Source organism: Kineococcus sp. DHX-1 (assembly GCF_042473625.1).
Classification (GTDB): domain Bacteria; phylum Actinomycetota; class Actinomycetes; order Actinomycetales; family Kineococcaceae; genus Kineococcus.
Window position 1 is genome coordinate 1,694,445 of record NZ_CP170445.1, and the last position, 16,106, is coordinate 1,710,550.

Annotated in this window: 17 protein-coding genes; 15 read left to right on the forward strand and 2 right to left on the reverse strand. The window is 74.6% G+C overall.

Features of this window, described 5'->3' with window-relative positions:
• Nucleotides 1-5: 5 nt before the first annotated feature.
• The 6 genes from ACFEMC_RS08115 (at nt 6) to ACFEMC_RS08140 (ending at nt 5,226) form a co-directional block, all read left to right on the forward strand.
• A complete protein-coding gene (locus tag ACFEMC_RS08115; RefSeq protein ID WP_380176668.1) occupies nt 6-1,019 on the forward strand; it encodes a Gfo/Idh/MocA family protein in 1,014 nt (337 codons plus the stop codon).
• A gap of 75 nt (nt 1,020-1,094) precedes the next feature.
• On the forward strand, nt 1,095-2,207 hold the full coding sequence (locus ACFEMC_RS08120) for a histidinol-phosphate transaminase (RefSeq protein WP_380175290.1): 1,113 nt from the start codon (nt 1,095-1,097) through the stop codon (nt 2,205-2,207).
• The gene (gene hisB / locus ACFEMC_RS08125) at nt 2,204-2,803 is read left to right on the forward strand and encodes an imidazoleglycerol-phosphate dehydratase HisB (RefSeq protein ID WP_366170759.1); all 600 of its coding nucleotides are present in this window, start codon (nt 2,204-2,206) and stop codon (nt 2,801-2,803) included. The genes ACFEMC_RS08120 and hisB overlap by 4 nt, the downstream gene beginning before the upstream one ends.
• Nucleotides 2,800-3,438: an imidazole glycerol phosphate synthase subunit HisH gene (gene hisH, locus ACFEMC_RS08130; RefSeq protein ID WP_380175293.1), complete on the forward strand. Its 639-nt coding sequence runs from the start codon at nt 2,800-2,802 to the stop codon at nt 3,436-3,438. Before hisB ends, hisH begins: the two co-directional genes overlap by 4 nt.
• A gap of 280 nt (nt 3,439-3,718) precedes the next feature.
• Nucleotides 3,719-4,474 carry a bifunctional 1-(5-phosphoribosyl)-5-((5-phosphoribosylamino)methylideneamino)imidazole-4-carboxamide isomerase/phosphoribosylanthranilate isomerase PriA gene (priA, locus tag ACFEMC_RS08135; RefSeq protein ID WP_380175295.1) on the forward strand — a complete coding sequence of 252 codons (756 nt, stop codon included), beginning with the start codon at nt 3,719-3,721 and terminating at the stop codon, nt 4,472-4,474.
• A 116-nt stretch (nt 4,475-4,590) separates the two neighbouring features.
• Nucleotides 4,591-5,226 carry an SseB family protein gene (locus ACFEMC_RS08140; RefSeq protein WP_380176670.1) on the forward strand — a complete coding sequence of 212 codons (636 nt, stop codon included), beginning with the start codon at nt 4,591-4,593 and terminating at the stop codon, nt 5,224-5,226.
• A gap of 48 nt (nt 5,227-5,274) precedes the next feature.
• Here the strand turns inward: ACFEMC_RS08140 and ACFEMC_RS08145 are convergent, their stop codons facing one another.
• Entirely contained in the window at nt 5,275-5,832 is a 558-nt protein-coding gene (locus ACFEMC_RS08145; protein ID WP_380175297.1) for a DoxX family protein, read from the reverse strand.
• Between the two features lie 136 nt (nt 5,833-5,968).
• On the opposite strand from ACFEMC_RS08145, the gene ACFEMC_RS08150 reads away from it, so the two are divergent.
• Complete coding sequence (locus ACFEMC_RS08150) at nt 5,969-7,189, forward strand: MFS transporter (protein WP_380175299.1); 1,221 nt, start codon at nt 5,969-5,971, stop codon at nt 7,187-7,189.
• Here the strand turns inward: ACFEMC_RS08150 and ACFEMC_RS08155 are convergent.
• Entirely contained in the window at nt 7,170-7,565 is a 396-nt protein-coding gene (locus tag ACFEMC_RS08155) for a DUF1844 domain-containing protein (protein ID WP_380175301.1), read from the reverse strand. The two genes, ACFEMC_RS08150 and ACFEMC_RS08155, sit on opposite strands and share 20 nt — an antisense overlap.
• Before the next feature lie 307 nt (nt 7,566-7,872).
• On the opposite strand from ACFEMC_RS08155, the gene infC reads away from it, so the two are divergent.
• The 8 genes from infC (at nt 7,873) to ACFEMC_RS08195 (ending at nt 16,066) form a co-directional block, all read left to right on the forward strand.
• Nucleotides 7,873-8,541, forward strand: coding sequence for a translation initiation factor IF-3 (gene infC, locus ACFEMC_RS08160; protein ID WP_380176672.1), 669 nt, complete (start codon nt 7,873-7,875; stop codon nt 8,539-8,541).
• A 119-nt stretch (nt 8,542-8,660) separates the two neighbouring features.
• Nucleotides 8,661-8,855, forward strand: a complete 195-nt coding sequence (gene rpmI, locus ACFEMC_RS08165; protein WP_367636113.1) for a 50S ribosomal protein L35 — start codon at nt 8,661-8,663, stop codon at nt 8,853-8,855.
• 112 nt (nt 8,856-8,967) lie between these two features.
• Nucleotides 8,968-9,354 carry a 50S ribosomal protein L20 gene (rplT, locus tag ACFEMC_RS08170; RefSeq protein ID WP_367636114.1) on the forward strand — a complete coding sequence of 129 codons (387 nt, stop codon included), beginning with the start codon at nt 8,968-8,970 and terminating at the stop codon, nt 9,352-9,354.
• A gap of 35 nt (nt 9,355-9,389) precedes the next feature.
• Nucleotides 9,390-10,262, forward strand: coding sequence for a TrmH family RNA methyltransferase (locus ACFEMC_RS08175; protein WP_380175304.1), 873 nt, complete (start codon nt 9,390-9,392; stop codon nt 10,260-10,262).
• 61 nt (nt 10,263-10,323) lie between these two features.
• On the forward strand, nt 10,324-11,442 hold the full coding sequence (locus ACFEMC_RS08180; protein WP_380175307.1) for an ATP-binding protein: 1,119 nt from the start codon (nt 10,324-10,326) through the stop codon (nt 11,440-11,442).
• Between the two features lie 91 nt (nt 11,443-11,533).
• Complete coding sequence (pheS, locus tag ACFEMC_RS08185; protein ID WP_380175309.1) at nt 11,534-12,667, forward strand: phenylalanine--tRNA ligase subunit alpha; 1,134 nt, start codon at nt 11,534-11,536, stop codon at nt 12,665-12,667.
• Nucleotides 12,667-15,231 (forward strand): phenylalanine--tRNA ligase subunit beta, encoded by a 2,565-nt coding sequence (gene pheT, locus ACFEMC_RS08190; protein ID WP_380175311.1) that lies wholly within the window; start codon nt 12,667-12,669, stop codon nt 15,229-15,231. Before pheS ends, pheT begins: the two co-directional genes overlap by 1 nt.
• Nucleotides 15,224-16,066, forward strand: coding sequence for an SDR family NAD(P)-dependent oxidoreductase (locus ACFEMC_RS08195; protein ID WP_380175314.1), 843 nt, complete (start codon nt 15,224-15,226; stop codon nt 16,064-16,066). Before pheT ends, ACFEMC_RS08195 begins: the two co-directional genes overlap by 8 nt.
• The last annotated feature ends 40 nt before the right edge of the window (nt 16,067-16,106 follow it).

The window sequence follows — 16,106 nt, forward strand, 5'->3', positions numbered from 1 at the left end:
AGAGCATGGCGCAGCGCGTCGAGGGAACCGTCAAGGTCGGGCTCATCGGCGGGGGCGGCATCACCCGAGCCCACGTCAAGGGCTACCGCCAGCACGCCGCCAAGATCGGGGTCACCGCGGTGGCCGACGTCGTCGAGGAGGCGGCGAAGAGCCGCGCCGACGAACTCGGCGCCCAGGCGTTCACCGACTACCGCGAGATGCTGGCCACCGCCGACGTCGACGCGGTCGACATCTGCCTGCCGCACCACCTGCACGCCGACGCCATCGTGGCGGCGGCCGAGGCCGGCAAGCACGTCCTGTGCGAGAAGCCGTTGTGCCTCACCGCGGACGAGGCCGCCCGCGTCGCCGCAGCGGTCCGCTCGGCGGGTGTCACGCTGATGTGCGCGCACAACCAGCTGTTCTTCCCCTCCGTCGCCAAGGCGAAGGAACTGCTCGACTCCGGGATCCTCGGGACCGTCTACGAGGTCCGGACGACGGACAGCTTCCACAACGACTTCGACCCCTCGAACATGGGGTGGCGCGCCTCGGCCAAGACGAGCGGCGGCGGGGAGCTCATCGACACGGGGTACCACCCCACGTACCTCCTGCTGCACCTCGCGGACGCCCAGCCCACGGAGGCGACCGCGTTCCTGTCCACGCACCGCCTGAAGTTCATGGAGGGCGAGGACTCCGCGCAGGTGCTCGTCCGCTTCGAGAACGGCGTCGTCGGCCAGATGGTGACGAGCTGGGCCTACGACCCGGCGCCGGGCACCGAGAAGTTCTCCGTGGTGGGCGAGCTGGGGTCCCTGACGGGCACCGCGAACTCCGTGACCTACCGGCTGCGCACGGGGGAGGAGGAGACGTTCCAGTTCGAGGACGTGGACTCCTTCGTCGAGGAGATCGGCGCCTTCGCCGACTGCCTGCGCGAGGGCACCCGCCCGATCCACACCGAGACCGAGGGCATCGCCGTCCTCGGTGTCCTGCTCGCGGCCTACGAGGGCGCCCGGACCGGGACGATCGCCAAGGTCCTCAGCGTCTGACGCGGCTCGTCCCGACCGCCCGTCCCGCCCTCCCGGGTGGGGCGGGCGGTCCTGCGCGTCTGGGACACTGCTGCCGTGACCGAGACGACCACGCTGGCCGACCTGCCGCTGCGCGAGGACCTGCGGGACGAGCACCCGTACGGGGCCCCGCAGCTGCACGTGCCGGTGGTCCTGAACGTCAACGAGAACCCCTACCCGGTAGCGCCCGAGGTCGTCGCCGACATCGCGGCCGCCGTCGCGCAGGCGGCGGCGGGCCTGAACCGCTACCCCGACCGCGAGTTCCTCGACCTGCGCGCCGACCTCGCGGCGTTCCTGCGCACCGAGTCCGGGGCCGAGCTCGAGCCCGAGCAGGTGTGGGCGGCCAACGGGTCCAACGAGGTCATGCTCCACGTGCTGCAGGCGTTCGGCGGCCCCGGCCGCACCGCCCTGAGCTTCGCCCCGACGTACTCGATGTACCCCGAGTACGCGCGGGACACCCTCACGACGTGGGTCACGGGCCGGCGCGAGGAGGACTTCACGGTCGACGTCGACCACGCCCGCGAGCAGGTCCGCCGCCACCGGCCCTCCGTCGTCCTGCTGACGAGCCCCAACAACCCGACGGGGACGGCCCTGCCGCTGGCCACGGTCGAGGCCGTGCTGGAGGAGGTGAGCGCCGTCGGGGGGATCGTCGTCGTCGACGAGGCCTACGGGGAGTTCCGCCGGGCCGGCGTCCCGAGCGCCCTGGAACTCCTCCCGCACCACGGCAACCTCGCGGTGAGCCGCACCATGAGCAAGGCGTTCTCGCTGGCGGGTGCGCGGGTCGGGTACCTGGCGGCTTCGCGCGCGTTCGTCGACGCCCTGCGGATCGTCCGCCTCCCGTACCACCTGTCGGCGGTCACGCAGGCCACCGCGCGGGCCGCGTTGAAGCACTCCGCGGCCCTGCTGTCCACCGTCGACGAACTCCGCACCCGTCGCGACGAGACTGTGGTCTGGTTGCGCGACAACGACTTCGACGTGGCCGAGTCCGACGCGAACTTCGTCCTGTTCGGCCGGTTCGCCGATCGGCACGCCGTCTGGCAGGGGTTGCTCGACCGGGGCGTCCTCATCCGCGAGACCGGCCCGGCCGGCTGGTTGCGCGTGAGCATCGGCACGGCCGACGAGATGCAGCAGTTCCGAACCGCACTCCAGGAAGTGGTGGCAACCCAGTGAGCCGCACCGCGCGCATCGAGCGCAGCACCAGCGAGTCCTCCGTCCTCGTCGAACTCGACCTCGACGGCTCGGGGCGCACGCAGATCGACACGACCGTGCCGTTCTACGACCACATGCTGACGGCGCTCGGCAAGCACTCGCTCATGGACCTGACGGTCCGGGCCAGCGGCGACACCCACATCGACGTGCACCACACCGTGGAGGACACCGCGATCGTCCTGGGCCAGGCGTTCCGCCAGGCCCTGGGCGACAAATCCGGCATCCGCCGCTTCGCCGACGCCACCGTCCCGCTCGACGAGGCGCTCGCGCACGCCGTCGTCGACGTCTCCGGCCGGCCGTACTGCGTCCACGAGGGCGAACCCGCCGGCCAGGAGTTCCACCTCATCGGCGGGCACTTCACCGGTTCGCTGACCCGGCACGTCCTGGAGAGCTTCGCCTTCCACGCCCAGATCTGCCTGCACGTGCGCGTCCTCGCCGGCCGGGACCCGCACCACGTGGTGGAGGCGCAGTTCAAGGCGCTGGCTCGCGCGCTGCGCTACGCCGTCGAACCCGACCCGCGCGTGGTCGGCATCCCCTCCACCAAGGGTGCGCTGTGACGTCCGTCGTCGTCCTCGACTACGGCTTCGGCAACGTCCGGTCCGCCGTCCGCGCCCTCGAACGGGTCGGTGCGTCGGTCGAGCTGACGTCGGACCGCAAGCAGGCCCTCGAGGCCGACGGCCTCCTCGTCCCCGGCGTCGGCGCCTTCGCGGCCGTCAACGCCGGGCTCAAGGCCATCGGCGGGGACTCGATCGTCGACCGTCGCCTTGCCGGCGGCCGTCCCGTGCTCGGGATCTGCGTCGGGCTGCAGGTGATGTTCGAGACGTCCACCGAACCCGGTGACGGCCTGCCCGACGGCCTGGCCCAGTGGCCCGGCACCGTCGAGCGGCTGCCCGCCGACGTCGTCCCGCACATGGGCTGGTCGACCGTCGAACCGCCCGCGGGCTCCCGCCTCTTCGCCGGCGTGGAGGACGAGCGCTTCTACTTCGTCCACTCCTACGCCGTGCAGCGCTTCGAGATGCTCGACACCACCGACGGCCGCGTGCCGCTGCCCCAGATCACCTGGGCCGAGCACGGGACGCGCTTCGTCGCGGCCGTCGAGAACGGCGCGTTGTCCGCGACGCAGTTCCACCCCGAGAAGTCCGGCGACGCCGGGATGCAGCTGCTGCGGAACTGGGTCGAGTCCCTCACCTGACGGCCTGCACCACCTGCACCGCAACGACTCGGTCGGGACACCCACGGGGACACCCACCGGTGTCACCACGTGGGAGCACCCGTGGGTGTCCCGACCGCGTCGCCCGGACGACGTCCTGCGGACACCCACACCTCCCTCCACGGTGCGTGCCCCACGCCCGCACCCACGCCCGGTCCCACCCGTCCTCGACGTGGGACCGACCGCGCGACGGTTCACCGCCTGGCCCACCCCCGCCCCGACGACCACCCGCACCCCGCGGCCCCTCGTAGACTCGCCCCCCGTGACCAGCGAGAACACCGCCACCGCCGCGCGCCGGCTCGAACTCCTCCCCGCCGTCGACGTCGCCGACGGGCAGGCCGTCCGCCTCGTGCAGGGCGAGGCCGGCAGCGAGACCTTCTACGGCGCACCGCTCGAGGCGGCCCTCGCCTGGCAGGAGGCGGGCGCCGAGTGGGTCCACCTCGTCGACCTCGACGCCGCCTTCGGCCGCGGGTCCAACCGCGAGCTCCTCGCCGAGGTCGTCGGCCGTCTCGACGTCGCCGTGGAGCTGTCCGGCGGGATCCGGGACGACGCCTCCCTCGAGGCGGCCCTGGCCACGGGCTGCCGCCGCGTCAACCTCGGCACCGCCGCGCTGGAGGACCCGGAGTGGACGCGGTCGGCGATCGCCCGGCACGGCGACCGCATCGCCGTCGGCCTCGACGTGCGCGGCACGACGCTCGCGGCGCGCGGCTGGACGCGCGAGGGCGGGGACCTCTGGGAGGTGCTGGCGCGCCTGGACGCCGACGGCTGCTCACGCTACGTCGTCACCGACGTCACCAAGGACGGCACCCTGCGCGGCCCGAACGTCGACCTGCTGCGCGAGGTCTGCGCGCGGACGACGGCCCCCGTCGTGGCCTCGGGCGGCATCTCCAGCCTCGAGGACCTGCGCGTCCTGCGGGACCTCGTCGAGGCCGGCGTCGAGGGCGCCATCGTCGGCAAGGCGCTGTACGCGGGGAACTTCACGCTCCCGCAGGCCCTCGACGTGGCGGGCCGGCCCTGACCGCTCACGATCCGCGCACGACCGACTCCGCCGGGGTCCCGTGGGCGGGGCGCACGCTGCAGCCCAACGCCTTCGCGGGCGACGACGGATCCCGCTCACCGGAGCTGGCGGCGGCGCTGGACGCGTGGCGGACCGTCGGTGACGATCCGCTCGCCCGCGTCCACGCCGAACGCGCCGTCGTCGCCGCGCTCGCGGGCAGCCGGGTGTTCGCCCCCGTCGTCGCGGAGCTGGGGGAGGTCGGGGACGACGGCGGCGACAAGAGCGCCGACATGGCGCTGGCGCTGCTGACCCAGCCCGACGGCCGCCGCGGTCTGCCGCTCTTCACGGACCTCGCGGCGCTGAGCACCTGGCGTCCGGACGCCCGTCCGGTGCCGGTGCCCGCGGAGCAGGCGGCGCTGTCGGGTGCCCAGGAGGAGTGCGACGTGCTCGTGCTCGACCCCGCCGGGCCCGTGCGGTTCGTCGTGCGCCGCAGCGCGTTCTGGGCCCTGGCCCGGGGGGAGGCGTGGATCCCCGCGGCGCTCGACGCGACGTTGGCGGCCGCTGTCGCCGACGCCGTCCGGGACCTGCCGGCCGTGCGGGGCACCCGGTGCGAACCGGGACGAGGGGCCGAGCTGCGCGTGGTCCTGGGGGTCACCCCGGGCCTGGGCCGCGAGGGGCTCGACGGCCTGCTGCGGACGGTGGGGGAGCGCCTGGCCGCCGGCGTCGTCGCCGAACGCGCCGAGTCGCTGGAGTTCCAGGTCCTACCGGCCTGAGGCCCGGTCCGGACCGCCGACGTCACGTCGGCGACCCGGACCCGGGGATCAGTCCCGGCCGCCCTCGGCGACCTCGGCGGCCTCGCCGGTCCCGGCCTCGGCGGCGTCGGCCGCCACCGCTTCCTGGCGCGCCTTGATCGTCGCGTACGCCCCGACGCCCGCGGCGGCCAGCGCCAGGACGGTCGTCCAGTGCTTGTTGAACACGTGGCCGGTGGCCGCGTCCAGGCTGTACTTCCCGGGGCCGCCGACGGCCAGGGCGACGGAGGCGAGGCCCAGGACGGCCGGGTACTCGAACCCGCCCGAGGTCACGAAGAAGCCGTTCGGCTTGTGCACGACGGACGCGGCCGCCATCGCCGCCGCGGCCGACGCGCCGCCGACGGGCGTCGCGAGCCCGAGCGCGAGCAGAGCGCCGCCGCCGGCCTCGGACGCGCCCGCCAGGACGGCGTTGCGCTTGCCGGGGCGGAAGCCCATCGCGTGCATCGCGCCCGCGGTGCCCTCGATGCCGCCGCCGCCGAAGGCGCCGAAGAGCTTCTGCGCGCCGTGGGCCACGAGCGTGCCGCCGATGCCCAGGCGCAGGGCCAGCAGGCCCAGGTCGTTGTTCGCCACGAGGTGTCTCCTCCGATGCTTGCGGTTTCAAGGTCAGCAGCCATTCGACCACCTCCGTCCCGCAGCGGCCACGGGGGGTGGTTCGCCGGGGGAACCGGGGCGCGTCGGGCCGGTGCCTCCTGCCACAGTGCAGGACGTGTCCACCGCTCCACCCCGCCCGGGGCCCCGGGTCCTGCGCGCCTTCAGCCCCTACCGCGACGTCCTGGCCGTCCGCGGCGTCGTCGTCCTCGAGCTCGTGGGGTCCCTCGGGCGCGTCCCGGCGTTCATGGCGGGGATCGTCTGCATCCTGCACGTCGTCCAGCACCTCGGGATGGGTTACGGCGCAGCAGGTCTCGTGGGCGCAGTGGCGACCGTCGGGACGGCGGTCAGCTCGCCCTGGCGCGGGTGGGTCGTGGACCGGTACGGCCTGCGGCGCGCGCTCGTCCCCTCGATCGTGGCGCAGGCGGTCTGCTGGTCGGTCGCGCCGTTCGTGCCGTACGCCGGGCTGCTCGTCACGGCCTTCGTGGCCGGGGCCCTGGGCCCGCCCGTGTTCACCGTCGTGCGGCAGTCGCTGGCCGTCGTGGTGCCGGCCGAGCGGCGGCGCACGGCCTTCTCCCTCGACGCGGTCCTCGTCGAGTTCTCCTACATGGTGGGGCCCGCGGCGGGGACGGCCGTGGCCCTGGCCTGGTCGACGACCGCGGCGATGGTCGTGGTGGGCGCGAGCCAGTGCCTGGCGGCGGTCGCCATGTTCGTCCTCGACCCGCCGCTGCGCAGCGACCCCGCCCCAGGCGCCGAGCCCACGGGGACGGCCCCGCGCCACGCCGTGTGGACGACGGCGCTGCTGCTGGCCATGGCGTGCGCGTTCACCGCCGACCTGGTGCTCTCGGCGACCGACCTCGCCGTGGTGGCCCAGCTGCGGGAGGAGGGGCAGGTCCGCTGGACCGGACTCGTCCTGGCCGTGTGGGCCGCCGGGTCCGTCGTGGGCGGTCTGGTGCACGGCGTCCTGCCGCGGCCGGTCCCGCCGTGGCTGCTCGTCGTGTGCCTGGGGCTGGCCACGACCCCGCTGGCCCTGCTCAGCGGACCGGTGGCCCTGGCCGCCGGCACGTTCGTCGCGGGGCTCTTCTGCGCACCCGTCATCAGCGCGACCGTCGACCTCGTGGCCCACGGCGTCCACGAGGCCGTCCGGGGACGGGCGATGGGCTGGCACGCGGCCGCGACGACGGTCGGGGCCGCGCTCGGGTCACCGCTGGCGGGTGCCGTCAGCGACGCCGCAGGCGTGGGCACCCCGTTCCTCGTCGTGGGCGCCGTCGGGGCCGTGGCCGGAGCGGCGACCGCCGTGGTCGCCGCCCGCGTCGACCTCAGACCACGCTTCCCGTGAGCCGCTCGCCGGGGCCCTTGCCCGGTTCGTCCGGCACGTCGGAGGCCTCGCGGAACGCCAGCTGCAGCGAGCGCAGCCCGTCGCGCAGCGACCGGGCGTGCTGACCGCCGACGTCGGGGGCGGAGGTGACGACGAGCCCGGCCAGCGCCGTGATGAGGATGCGCGCCTCGGCCAGGTCGAGGTGGTCGGCCGCGTCGGGGCCGTCGGCCAGACCGCACTTGACGGCCGCCGCGCTCATGAGGTGGACGGCGGTGGTCGTGATGAGCTCGGCCGCCGGCACGTCCGCGATGTCGCGGGCGGCCAGCGCGCCCGGGTCCACCGGCTCAGCCTGCGGGGCGGCCGGCTGATCGGCGTCGGGAGGGGTCTGTGACTGCATGCTGATACCCTTGCAGGCGACCGACCGGCACACGTCACCGGATCCCGCTCCAGCACGACCGCGGGGACCGGCGTCCACAGGGCCGGCACGTGAAGCGGAGGCCTCCTCCCACCTCGGTGCCCACGGCACCGCAGGTCCTGGTCCGCGCTCCTCCCCGGAGGGGTGCAGCGGCGTCCCTCGTCGCGCTCGTCCCGTGCGGACGGGCCGCGGTGGGTGCGTCGTCGGATCTGGTGGCCCCCGTTGCGCGTCCGAGCACGGGGGCCTTCCTCGTGTCCGGCGGCCCCACACGACGACGAAGGAGCAGCACATCAGCGAGCCCCGCATCAACGACCGCATCCGTGTTCCCGAGGTGCGGCTCGTGGGCCCCAACGGCGAACAGGTCGGCATCGTGCGCGTCGAGGACGCGCTGCGGCTGGCGGACGAAGCAGGCCTGGACCTGGTCGAGGTCGCTCCGACGGCGCGGCCGCCGGTCTGCAAGCTCATGGACTTCGGCAAGTTCAAGTACGAGTCCGACATGAAGGCCCGCGAAGCCCGCAAGAACCAGACGAACACGATCCTCAAGGAGATCCGTTTCCGTCTGAAGATCGACCCGCACGACTACGCCACCAAGAAGGGCCACGTCGAGCGGTTCCTCAAGGCGGGTGACAAGGTCAAGGTCATGATCATGTTCCGCGGACGTGAGCAGTCCCGGCCCGAGATGGGCTTCCGGTTGCTGCAGCGCCTCGCGGAGGACGTGACCGACCTCGGCAGCGTCGAGAGCTCGCCGCGCCAGGACGGCCGCAACATGGTCATGGTCATCGGGCCGCACAAGAAGAAGGCCGAGGCCAAGGCCGAGGAGCGTCGCCGCAAGGACGCCGAAGCGGAGGCCGCCGCCGCTGGCGCCCCCGCCCCGGCGCCTGAGGCGCCGGCGGCCGAGCCCACCGAGGCGGCGCCGGTCGACAGCACTACCGACGAGACGGCCGCCACGGCGTCCTGACGTCGGCCGCCGCACGGCGGACGCACGACTGACACGGCCCGCGGGAGGCACGCTCCCGCGGGTCGCACGCCAGACCACGCCGGAGGGCACCCCCTCCGGCTCCGAACACAGGAGAAGACGTGCCCAAGAACAAGACCCACTCCGGCGCCAAGAAGCGGTTCCGCACCACCGGCTCCGGCAAGGTCATGCGCGAGCAGGCCAACAAGCGCCACCTGCTCGAGGTCAAGTCGAGCAAGCGCACCCGCCGCCTCTCGGTCGACCAGGTCGTCTCGCCCGCGGACGCCAAGAAGATCAAGAAGCTCCTCGGCATCTGATCCGCGGCCGGCCCCCCGGGCCGGCACCCTTCGACCGAACCCAGCGGGTGCGTGACCACCTGGTCACCGCCGATCGACCCGGCCGCCCGCGACCGACTTTCAAGGAGTACCCGTGGCACGCGTCAAGCGCGCAGTCAACGCCCAGAAGAAGCGTCGTACCGTCCTCGAGCAGGCCAGCGGCTACCGCGGCCAGCGCTCTCGCCTGTACCGCAAGGCGAAGGAGCAGGTCACCCACTCCCTCGTCTACGCGTACCGCGACCGCAAGGCGCGCAAGGGCGACTTCCGCCGCCTCTGGATCCAGCGCATCAACGCGGCCGCCCGCGCCGAGGGCATGACGTACAACCGCTTCATCCAGGGCCTGAAGGCCGCTGAGATCGAGGTCGACCGCCGCATGCTGGCCGAGCTCGCCGTGTCCGACCCGGCCGCCTTCTCGGCGCTCGTGGCGACGGCCAAGGCCTCCCTCCCGGCCGCCCCGGTGGCCGAGGGTTCCGCGGCCTGATCCGCAGACCCACCGAACACCCCGGACGCCCGGCAGTGCCCCACGTCGACGCCCCGCTCCTCTCGAACCCTCGAGCGGAACGGGTGCGTGCCGTGCGGGCGCTGACCGGGCGTGCGGCGCGTCAGCGGCACGGTCGGTTCCTCGCCGAGGGCCCGCAGGCCGTCCGCGAGGCCGTCGCCGCCGGCGCCGCCCTCGAGCTGTACGCCACGACCGAGGCGACGGAGCGCTACCCCGAGATCGTGCGCGACGCGCCGAAGGCGTGGACCGTGACCGACGAGGTCCTCGCGGCCATGAGCGACACCGTCACGCCGCAGGGGCTCGTGGCCGTCTGCCCCACGACGACGGCCGACCTGGACGACGTCGTGGCCGGGCACCCGCGGCTCGTGGCGGTCCTGGACCGGGTGCGGGACCCGGGCAACGCGGGCACCGTCCTGCGGGCCGCCGACGCCGCCGGAGCCGACGCCGTCGTCCTCACCGCGAGCAGCGTCGACGTCTTCAACCCCAAGTGCGTACGCTCGACGGCCGGTAGCCTCTTCCACCTGCCCGTCGTCGTGGACCGGAGCTTGCAGGACGTGGTGGAAGCGCTGCAGCGCAGCGGGTCCACCGTCCTGGCCGCCGACGGTGCCGGACACCTCGACCTCGACGACCTCGCCGACGAGGCCGCTCGCGGCGAGGTGGGCGGCGTCGACCTGCGACGGCGCACGGCCTGGGTCTTCGGCAACGAGGCGGCCGGGCTCGACGACGCGGGACGCTCGCTCGCCGACGCCGTCGTCCGCGTCCCGCTGCACGGCCGCGCCGAGAGCCTCAACCTCGCCACGGCGGCCGTCGTCTGCCTCTACGCCAGCGCCCGTGCGCACCGCCCGCACGGCACTCGGTCCGGTGCCGGGTCGGTCCTGCCCGGCGACTGACAGGAAGCCTGGGGGCGGGCTGAGCGCGCGATGCGATCATCCGATGGCCTAATGTCGCCCCGTGCCCGAGGCGAGGGGGAGCGCCGAGGCCGCGTCGTCGGCCCGTCCCCTCGTGCTGCCCGCGCTCGACCTCGACGACCTGCCCGACGGCGTCGTCGTGACCGACGGGGACGGGGCCATCGCCGACCTCAACTCCGCCGCCGAACGTCTCCTGGGTCGTGCCCGCACCGACCTCGTCGGCGCCCCGCTGCGCCGGGCCCTGCCGCTGCAGGACACCTCGGGCCGTCGCTGGTGGGACGTCGTCCAGGACTCCTCCCGCCGCCCCCACGGCGTCGACCCCGACGGTCACCCCGAGCGGCTCCTCCTGCTGCCGGGCGGCACCGAAGTGCTGGTCACGGCCCGCTTCCTGCGCGACGAGACGGGGGCCCTGCTGCGGGCGGTCCTGGCCCTGCGCACGCCGGACGAGCGCCGCCGCGCCGAGACGGACACGACGAGCCTCATCGCGACCGTCGCCCACGAACTCCGCTCGCCCCTGACGTCGGTCAAGCAGTTCACCGCCAGCCTGCTGCGCCGGTGGGACCGCTTCAGCGACGAGCAGAAGCGCCTCATGCTCAGCACCGTCCAGGCCGACGCCGACCGGGTCAGCCGGCTCGTCGGGGACCTGCTCGACGTCGCCCGCGTCGACGCGGGCCGGCTCACGGTGCACCGCCGGCCCATGGACCTCGCGGCCCTGGTGCGCGAGCACGTCGACCGGTTGCGGATGGCCGGGTACGACGACGAGCGGTTCGAGCTGACGGTGGCCCGGGACCTGCCCGAGCTGTGGGCCGACCCGGACCGGATGGCGCAGGTCGTGACGAACCTCGTCGACAACGCCGTGCGCCACGGCGCCGGGACCGTGGTCGTGGCCGTCGACTGCGACCCACCCGCCGGACCGGGTGCGAGCTGGATCGTGCTGACCGTCGACGACAACGGCGACGGGGTCCCCGTCGAGAACCGCCCGTACGTGTTCTCCAAGTTCTGGCACGGCGGTGCCCGCAGTGGGACGGGCCTCGGGCTGTACGTGACGCGCGGTCTGGTCGAGGCCCACGGCGGGGACGTCGACGTCGACTCCGCCCCCACGGGCGGGGCCCGCTTCACCGTCCGGCTGCCGGCGGGCGAACCGGTCGCCACCGCAGGCTGACCGGGTCCCCGCGTCTGGGAAGATCGGGCGGGAGCACCGACAGACCGACCCGAACCGACGCACCGAACCGACCGAGGAGCGCGCACCCCCGATGTCCGACCAGCCCGACGTGCCCGAGGGCGCGGTCGACGAGGCGAGCGTGCAGGCCGCCCTCGACGCCGCCCTCGCCGCGGTGGCCGCGGCCACCGACCTCGACGAGCTCAAGGCCGCGCGGCTCGCGCACGCCGGCGACCGCAGCCCGCTGGCCCTCGCCAACCGTGCCATCGGCACCCTCCCCGGACCGGAGAAGGCGGCCGCCGGCAAGCGCGTCGGCCAGGCCCGCGGCCGTCTGGGCGCCGCCGTCACCGCGCGCACCACCGTCCTCGAGGCCGAGCACACCGAGCGGGTGCTGCGCGAGGAGGTCGTGGACGTCACGCTGCCCGTCGCGCGCCCGGACCGCGGTGCCCGGCACCCGATCCCGCTGCTCGTCGAGCGGGTCGGCGACGTCTTCACGGCCATGGGCTGGGAGGTCGCCGAGGGACCCGAGGTCGAGGCCGAGTGGTTCAACTTCGACGCCCTGAACTTCGACGCCGACCACCCGGCGCGGCAGATGCAGGACACGTTCTTCGTCGCCGACGCGGGTGGCGGGGCCGAGTCCGGTCTCGTGCTGCGCACGCACACCTCGCCGGTGCAGAGCCGCTCGCTCCTGCAGCGCGGTGTGCCCCTCTACGTCGTCTGCCCGGGCAAGGTCTTCCGCACCGACGAGCTGGACGCCACGCACACCCCGGTGTTCCACCAGCTCGAGGGCATCGCCATCGACGAGGGCCTGACCATGGCCCACCTCAAGGGCACGCTGGACCACTTCGCGCGCGCCATGTTCGGGGACGCCGTCGAGACGCGCTGGCGCCCGGCGTTCTTCCCGTTCACCGAACCCAGCGCCGAGCTGGACCTGCGGTTCTCCCTCGGCCGGGACGCCGAACGCGGCTGGATCGAGTGGGGCGGCTGCGGGATGGTCAACCCGAACGTGCTGCGGGCCGCGGGGATCGACCCCGACCGGTACCAGGGGTTCGCGTTCGGGATGGGGATCGAGCGGACGCTGATGTTCCGCAACGGGGTGACGGACATGCGCGACATGGTGGAGGGCGACGTGCGGTTCAGCCGGGCGTTCGGCGTGGAGGACCTGTCCGCGTCCGGGGTGGCGCGGGTCGCGGATCCGGCCGTGGCCGCGGGGGAGGAGGACCTCTGATGCGCATCCCCCTGAGCTGGCTCGCCGAGCACGTCGACCTCGAACCCGGTGCCACCGGCGTGGACGTCGCGGCGTCCCTCGTCCGCGTGGGCCTGGAGGAGGAGGGCATCCACACGGCCGGCGTCACCGGACCCGTCGTCGTGGGTCGTGTCCTCGACCTCGTGAAGGAACCGCAGAAGAACGGCAAGACGATCAACTGGACCCACGTCGACGTGGGCCCGGAGCACAACGACGCCGAGGGGTCCCGAGGCATCGTCTGCGGCGCGCACAACTTCGTCGAGGGCGACCTCGTCGTCGTCGCGCTGCCCGGGGCGGAACTGCCCGGCGGGTTCGGCATCGCGGCGCGGAAGACGTACGGGCACGTCTCGGACGGCATGATCTGCTCCGCCCGCGAACTCGGTCTGGGCGAGGACCACGACGGCATCATCGTGCTCTCGCAGCACCTCCCGGGCGTCGAGGTGGCGCCGGGGCAGGACGCGCTGGCCCTGCTGGGCCTGGCCGAGGAGACGGTCGAGGTCAACGTCACGCCCGACCGGGGCTACTGCTTCAGCATCCGCGGGATCGCGCGCGAGTACGCCCACGGCACCCGGCAACCCGTCGCCGAGGTGCTGCGCGACCCCCTCGCCGTCGAGGTGCCGCTCCCGTCCGGTCCGGGGTACCCCGTCCGGCTCGAGGACGACGCCCCTGTGCGGGGTGCCGTCGGGTGCGACCGCTTCGTCGCCCGCGTCGTGCGGGGCGTCGACCCGGCCGCCGCGACGCCGTCCTTCATCGCCGACCGCCTGCGCCAGGTCGGGATGCGGCCCATCTCCCTGGCCGTCGACGTGACGAACTACGTCATGCTCGCCACCGGTCAGCCGTTGCACGCCTACGACCTCGACCAGCTGCAGGGCGAGCTCGTCGTGCGCCGCGCCCGCGCGGGCGAACGCCTCACGACGCTCGACGACGTCGAGCGGGTCCTGCACCCCGAGGACCTGCTCATCACCGACGAGGTCCCCGGTGACCCGTCGACCTCCCGCGTGCTGAGCCTGGCCGGCGTCATGGGCGGGGAGTCCAGCGAGGTCTCGGCCACGACGCGGGACGTCCTCGTCGAGGCCGCGCACTTCGCGCAGGTCACGGTGGCCCGCACGGCCCGTCGGCACCGGCTGCCGTCCGAGGCCGCCAAGCGCTTCGAGCGCGGCACGGACCCGACCGGCTGCGCCGCCGCGGCCGAGCTCGCCGTCCGGCTGCTCGTCGAGCACGGCGGCGGGACGGCGGACACCGCGGCCACGGACGTCGGCGAGGTCGCTGCGCCGCAGCCCATCACGATGGACGCCGGGTTCCCCGAACGCGTCGTCGGCGTGCGCTACCCGGCCGACGACGTGGTCGACACGCTCACCGAGATCGGCTGCGCCGTGACCGTCGACGGGTCGACCCTGACGGTGACGCCGCCGCCGTGGCGTCCCGACCTGACCGGCCGCGTCCACCTCGTCGAGGAGGTCGCCCGCCTCACGGGGTACGACGCCATCCCGTCCGTCCTGCCCCCGGCAGCGGCCGGCCGCGGGCTCACGTCCGGGCAGCGTGCCCGCCGCTCGGTCGCCCGCGCCCTCGTGGACGACGGGTTCGTCGAGGTGCTCAGCTACCCGTTCGTCGCGGCCTCGGTGCACGACGCGCAGCAGCTGCCGTCCGACGACCCGCGGCGCACCGCCGTGCGCCTGGCCAACCCGCTGTCCGAGCACCAGCCGCTCATGCGCACGAGCCTGCTGGACTCCTTGGTGGAGACGGTGCGGCGGAACGTGTCCCGCGGGCTGCGAGACCTGGCCCTCGTCGAGCTGGGGTCGGTCACCCACCCCCGGCCGGGAGCCGGTCGGGCCGAGGTGCTGGGGGTGGAGCGCCGTCCCACCGAGGACGAGCTCGCCCGTCTGCAGGAGGCCGTCCCGGACCAGCCGCTGCACGTCGCCGGGGTCCTGTCCGGCGTCCGCCGTCGCCCGGGGGCGCTCGCGGACGGGTTCGCCCGCACCGCCGAACCGGCCGGCTGGGCCGACGCCGTGGAGGCCGCCCGCACGGTCGCCGCGGCCGTCGGGGTCGAGGTCGTCGTCGAGGCCGCCGAGCAGGCCCCGTGGCACCCCGGTCGGTGCGCGCGGATCGCGACGGCGCAGGGCCACGTGGTCGGCTACGCCGGTGAGCTGCACCCCTCCGCGGTCGCGGCGCTCGAGCTGCCCGCCCGCGCGGCGGCCTTCGAGCTCGACCTCGACGTGCTGCTCGCCCTCGTCGGGGCGGCGCCGCAGGTCGAGTCCCTGTCGGGCCTGCCGGCGGCGACGCAGGACGTCGCCCTCGTCGTCGACGCGGCCACCCCCGCCGCGGCGGTGCAGGAGGCGCTGCGCGAGGGCGCCGGGCCGCTGCTGGAGGACGTCCACCTCTTCGACGTCTACACGGGCGCGCAGGTGGGGGAGGGCCGCAAGTCGCTGGCCTTCGCCCTGCGCTTCCGGGCGCCGGACCGCACGCTGACGGCGGAGGAGGCCAGCGCGGCCCGCGACGCGGCCGTGGCCCTGGCCGCCGAGCGGACGGGAGCCACCCAGCGTGCCTGACCACCACTCCGGCCACGACGCCGACGTGCCCGAGGTCCAGCCGGTCCGGGCCCTCGTCACCGGTGCCAGCCAGGGCATCGGCCGGGCCGTCGCGCTCGGCCTGGCGCAGGCCGGTTTCACGGTCGCCGTCGTCGCGCGCAGCGCCCGCGCGCTCGACGAGCTCGTCGAGGAGATCACCGCCGACGGCGGTCGGGCGGTGGCCACGGCGTTCGACGTGACCGACGCGTCCGCGGTCGCCGCCGGCGTCCACGCCCTCGAGCTGGAGCTCGGCGGGTTCGACCTCCTGGTCCAGGCCGCCGGCCGGATCGAGCCGCAGGAGGTGCCGCCGTGGGAGGCCGACCCGGCGCACGTCCGCGCGGTCCTGGAGGCCAACGTCCTCGGCCCGTTCCACGTCGCCCGCGCCGTGGTGCCCGGCATGGTGGCGCGCGGGTCCGGCCGGGTGGTCGACCTCAGCTCCGGGGCGGCGTCCAAGGACAGCGGCGCCTACGCGGCGTACGCGGCGAGCAAGGCCGCACTGTTCCGCCTCGGCGGCGCGATCGCCGCCGCGGGGGCCCCGCACGGGGTGCTGGCGTTCGAGCTGTCGCCCGGCGTGGTGCGGACGGCGATGTCGACGAGCATGAGCCAGCACGCCGACCGCACCGAGTGGACCGCACCGGAGGCCGTCGTCGAGATGGTCCATGCCATCGCCTCGGGACAGCTCGACGCGTGGTCCGGCCGGTTCCTGCGCGTCGGCGCGGACACCCCGGAGTCCCTGCGCGCCGCCGAGCCCCGCCTCGGCCCCACCACCCGCAAGCTCGTCGTCACCCCCTACGGCCCGGACGACCCGCTCGCCTGATCTCCGGGGGTGAACGGTGACTCCCCGGTGACGATGATCG

Coding starts and splice junctions, on each gene's coding strand:
- ACFEMC_RS08115 (WP_380176668.1), top strand. CDS start 6: ATGGCGCAGCGCGTCGAGGGAACCGTCAAGGTCGGGCTCATCGGCGGG.
- pheT (WP_380175311.1), top strand. CDS start 12,667: ATGCGCATCCCCCTGAGCTGGCTCGCCGAGCACGTCGACCTCGAACCC.
- pheS (WP_380175309.1), top strand. CDS start 11,534: ATGTCCGACCAGCCCGACGTGCCCGAGGGCGCGGTCGACGAGGCGAGC.
- ACFEMC_RS08155 (WP_380175301.1), bottom strand. CDS start 7,565: ATGCAGTCACAGACCCCTCCCGACGCCGATCAGCCGGCCGCCCCGCAG.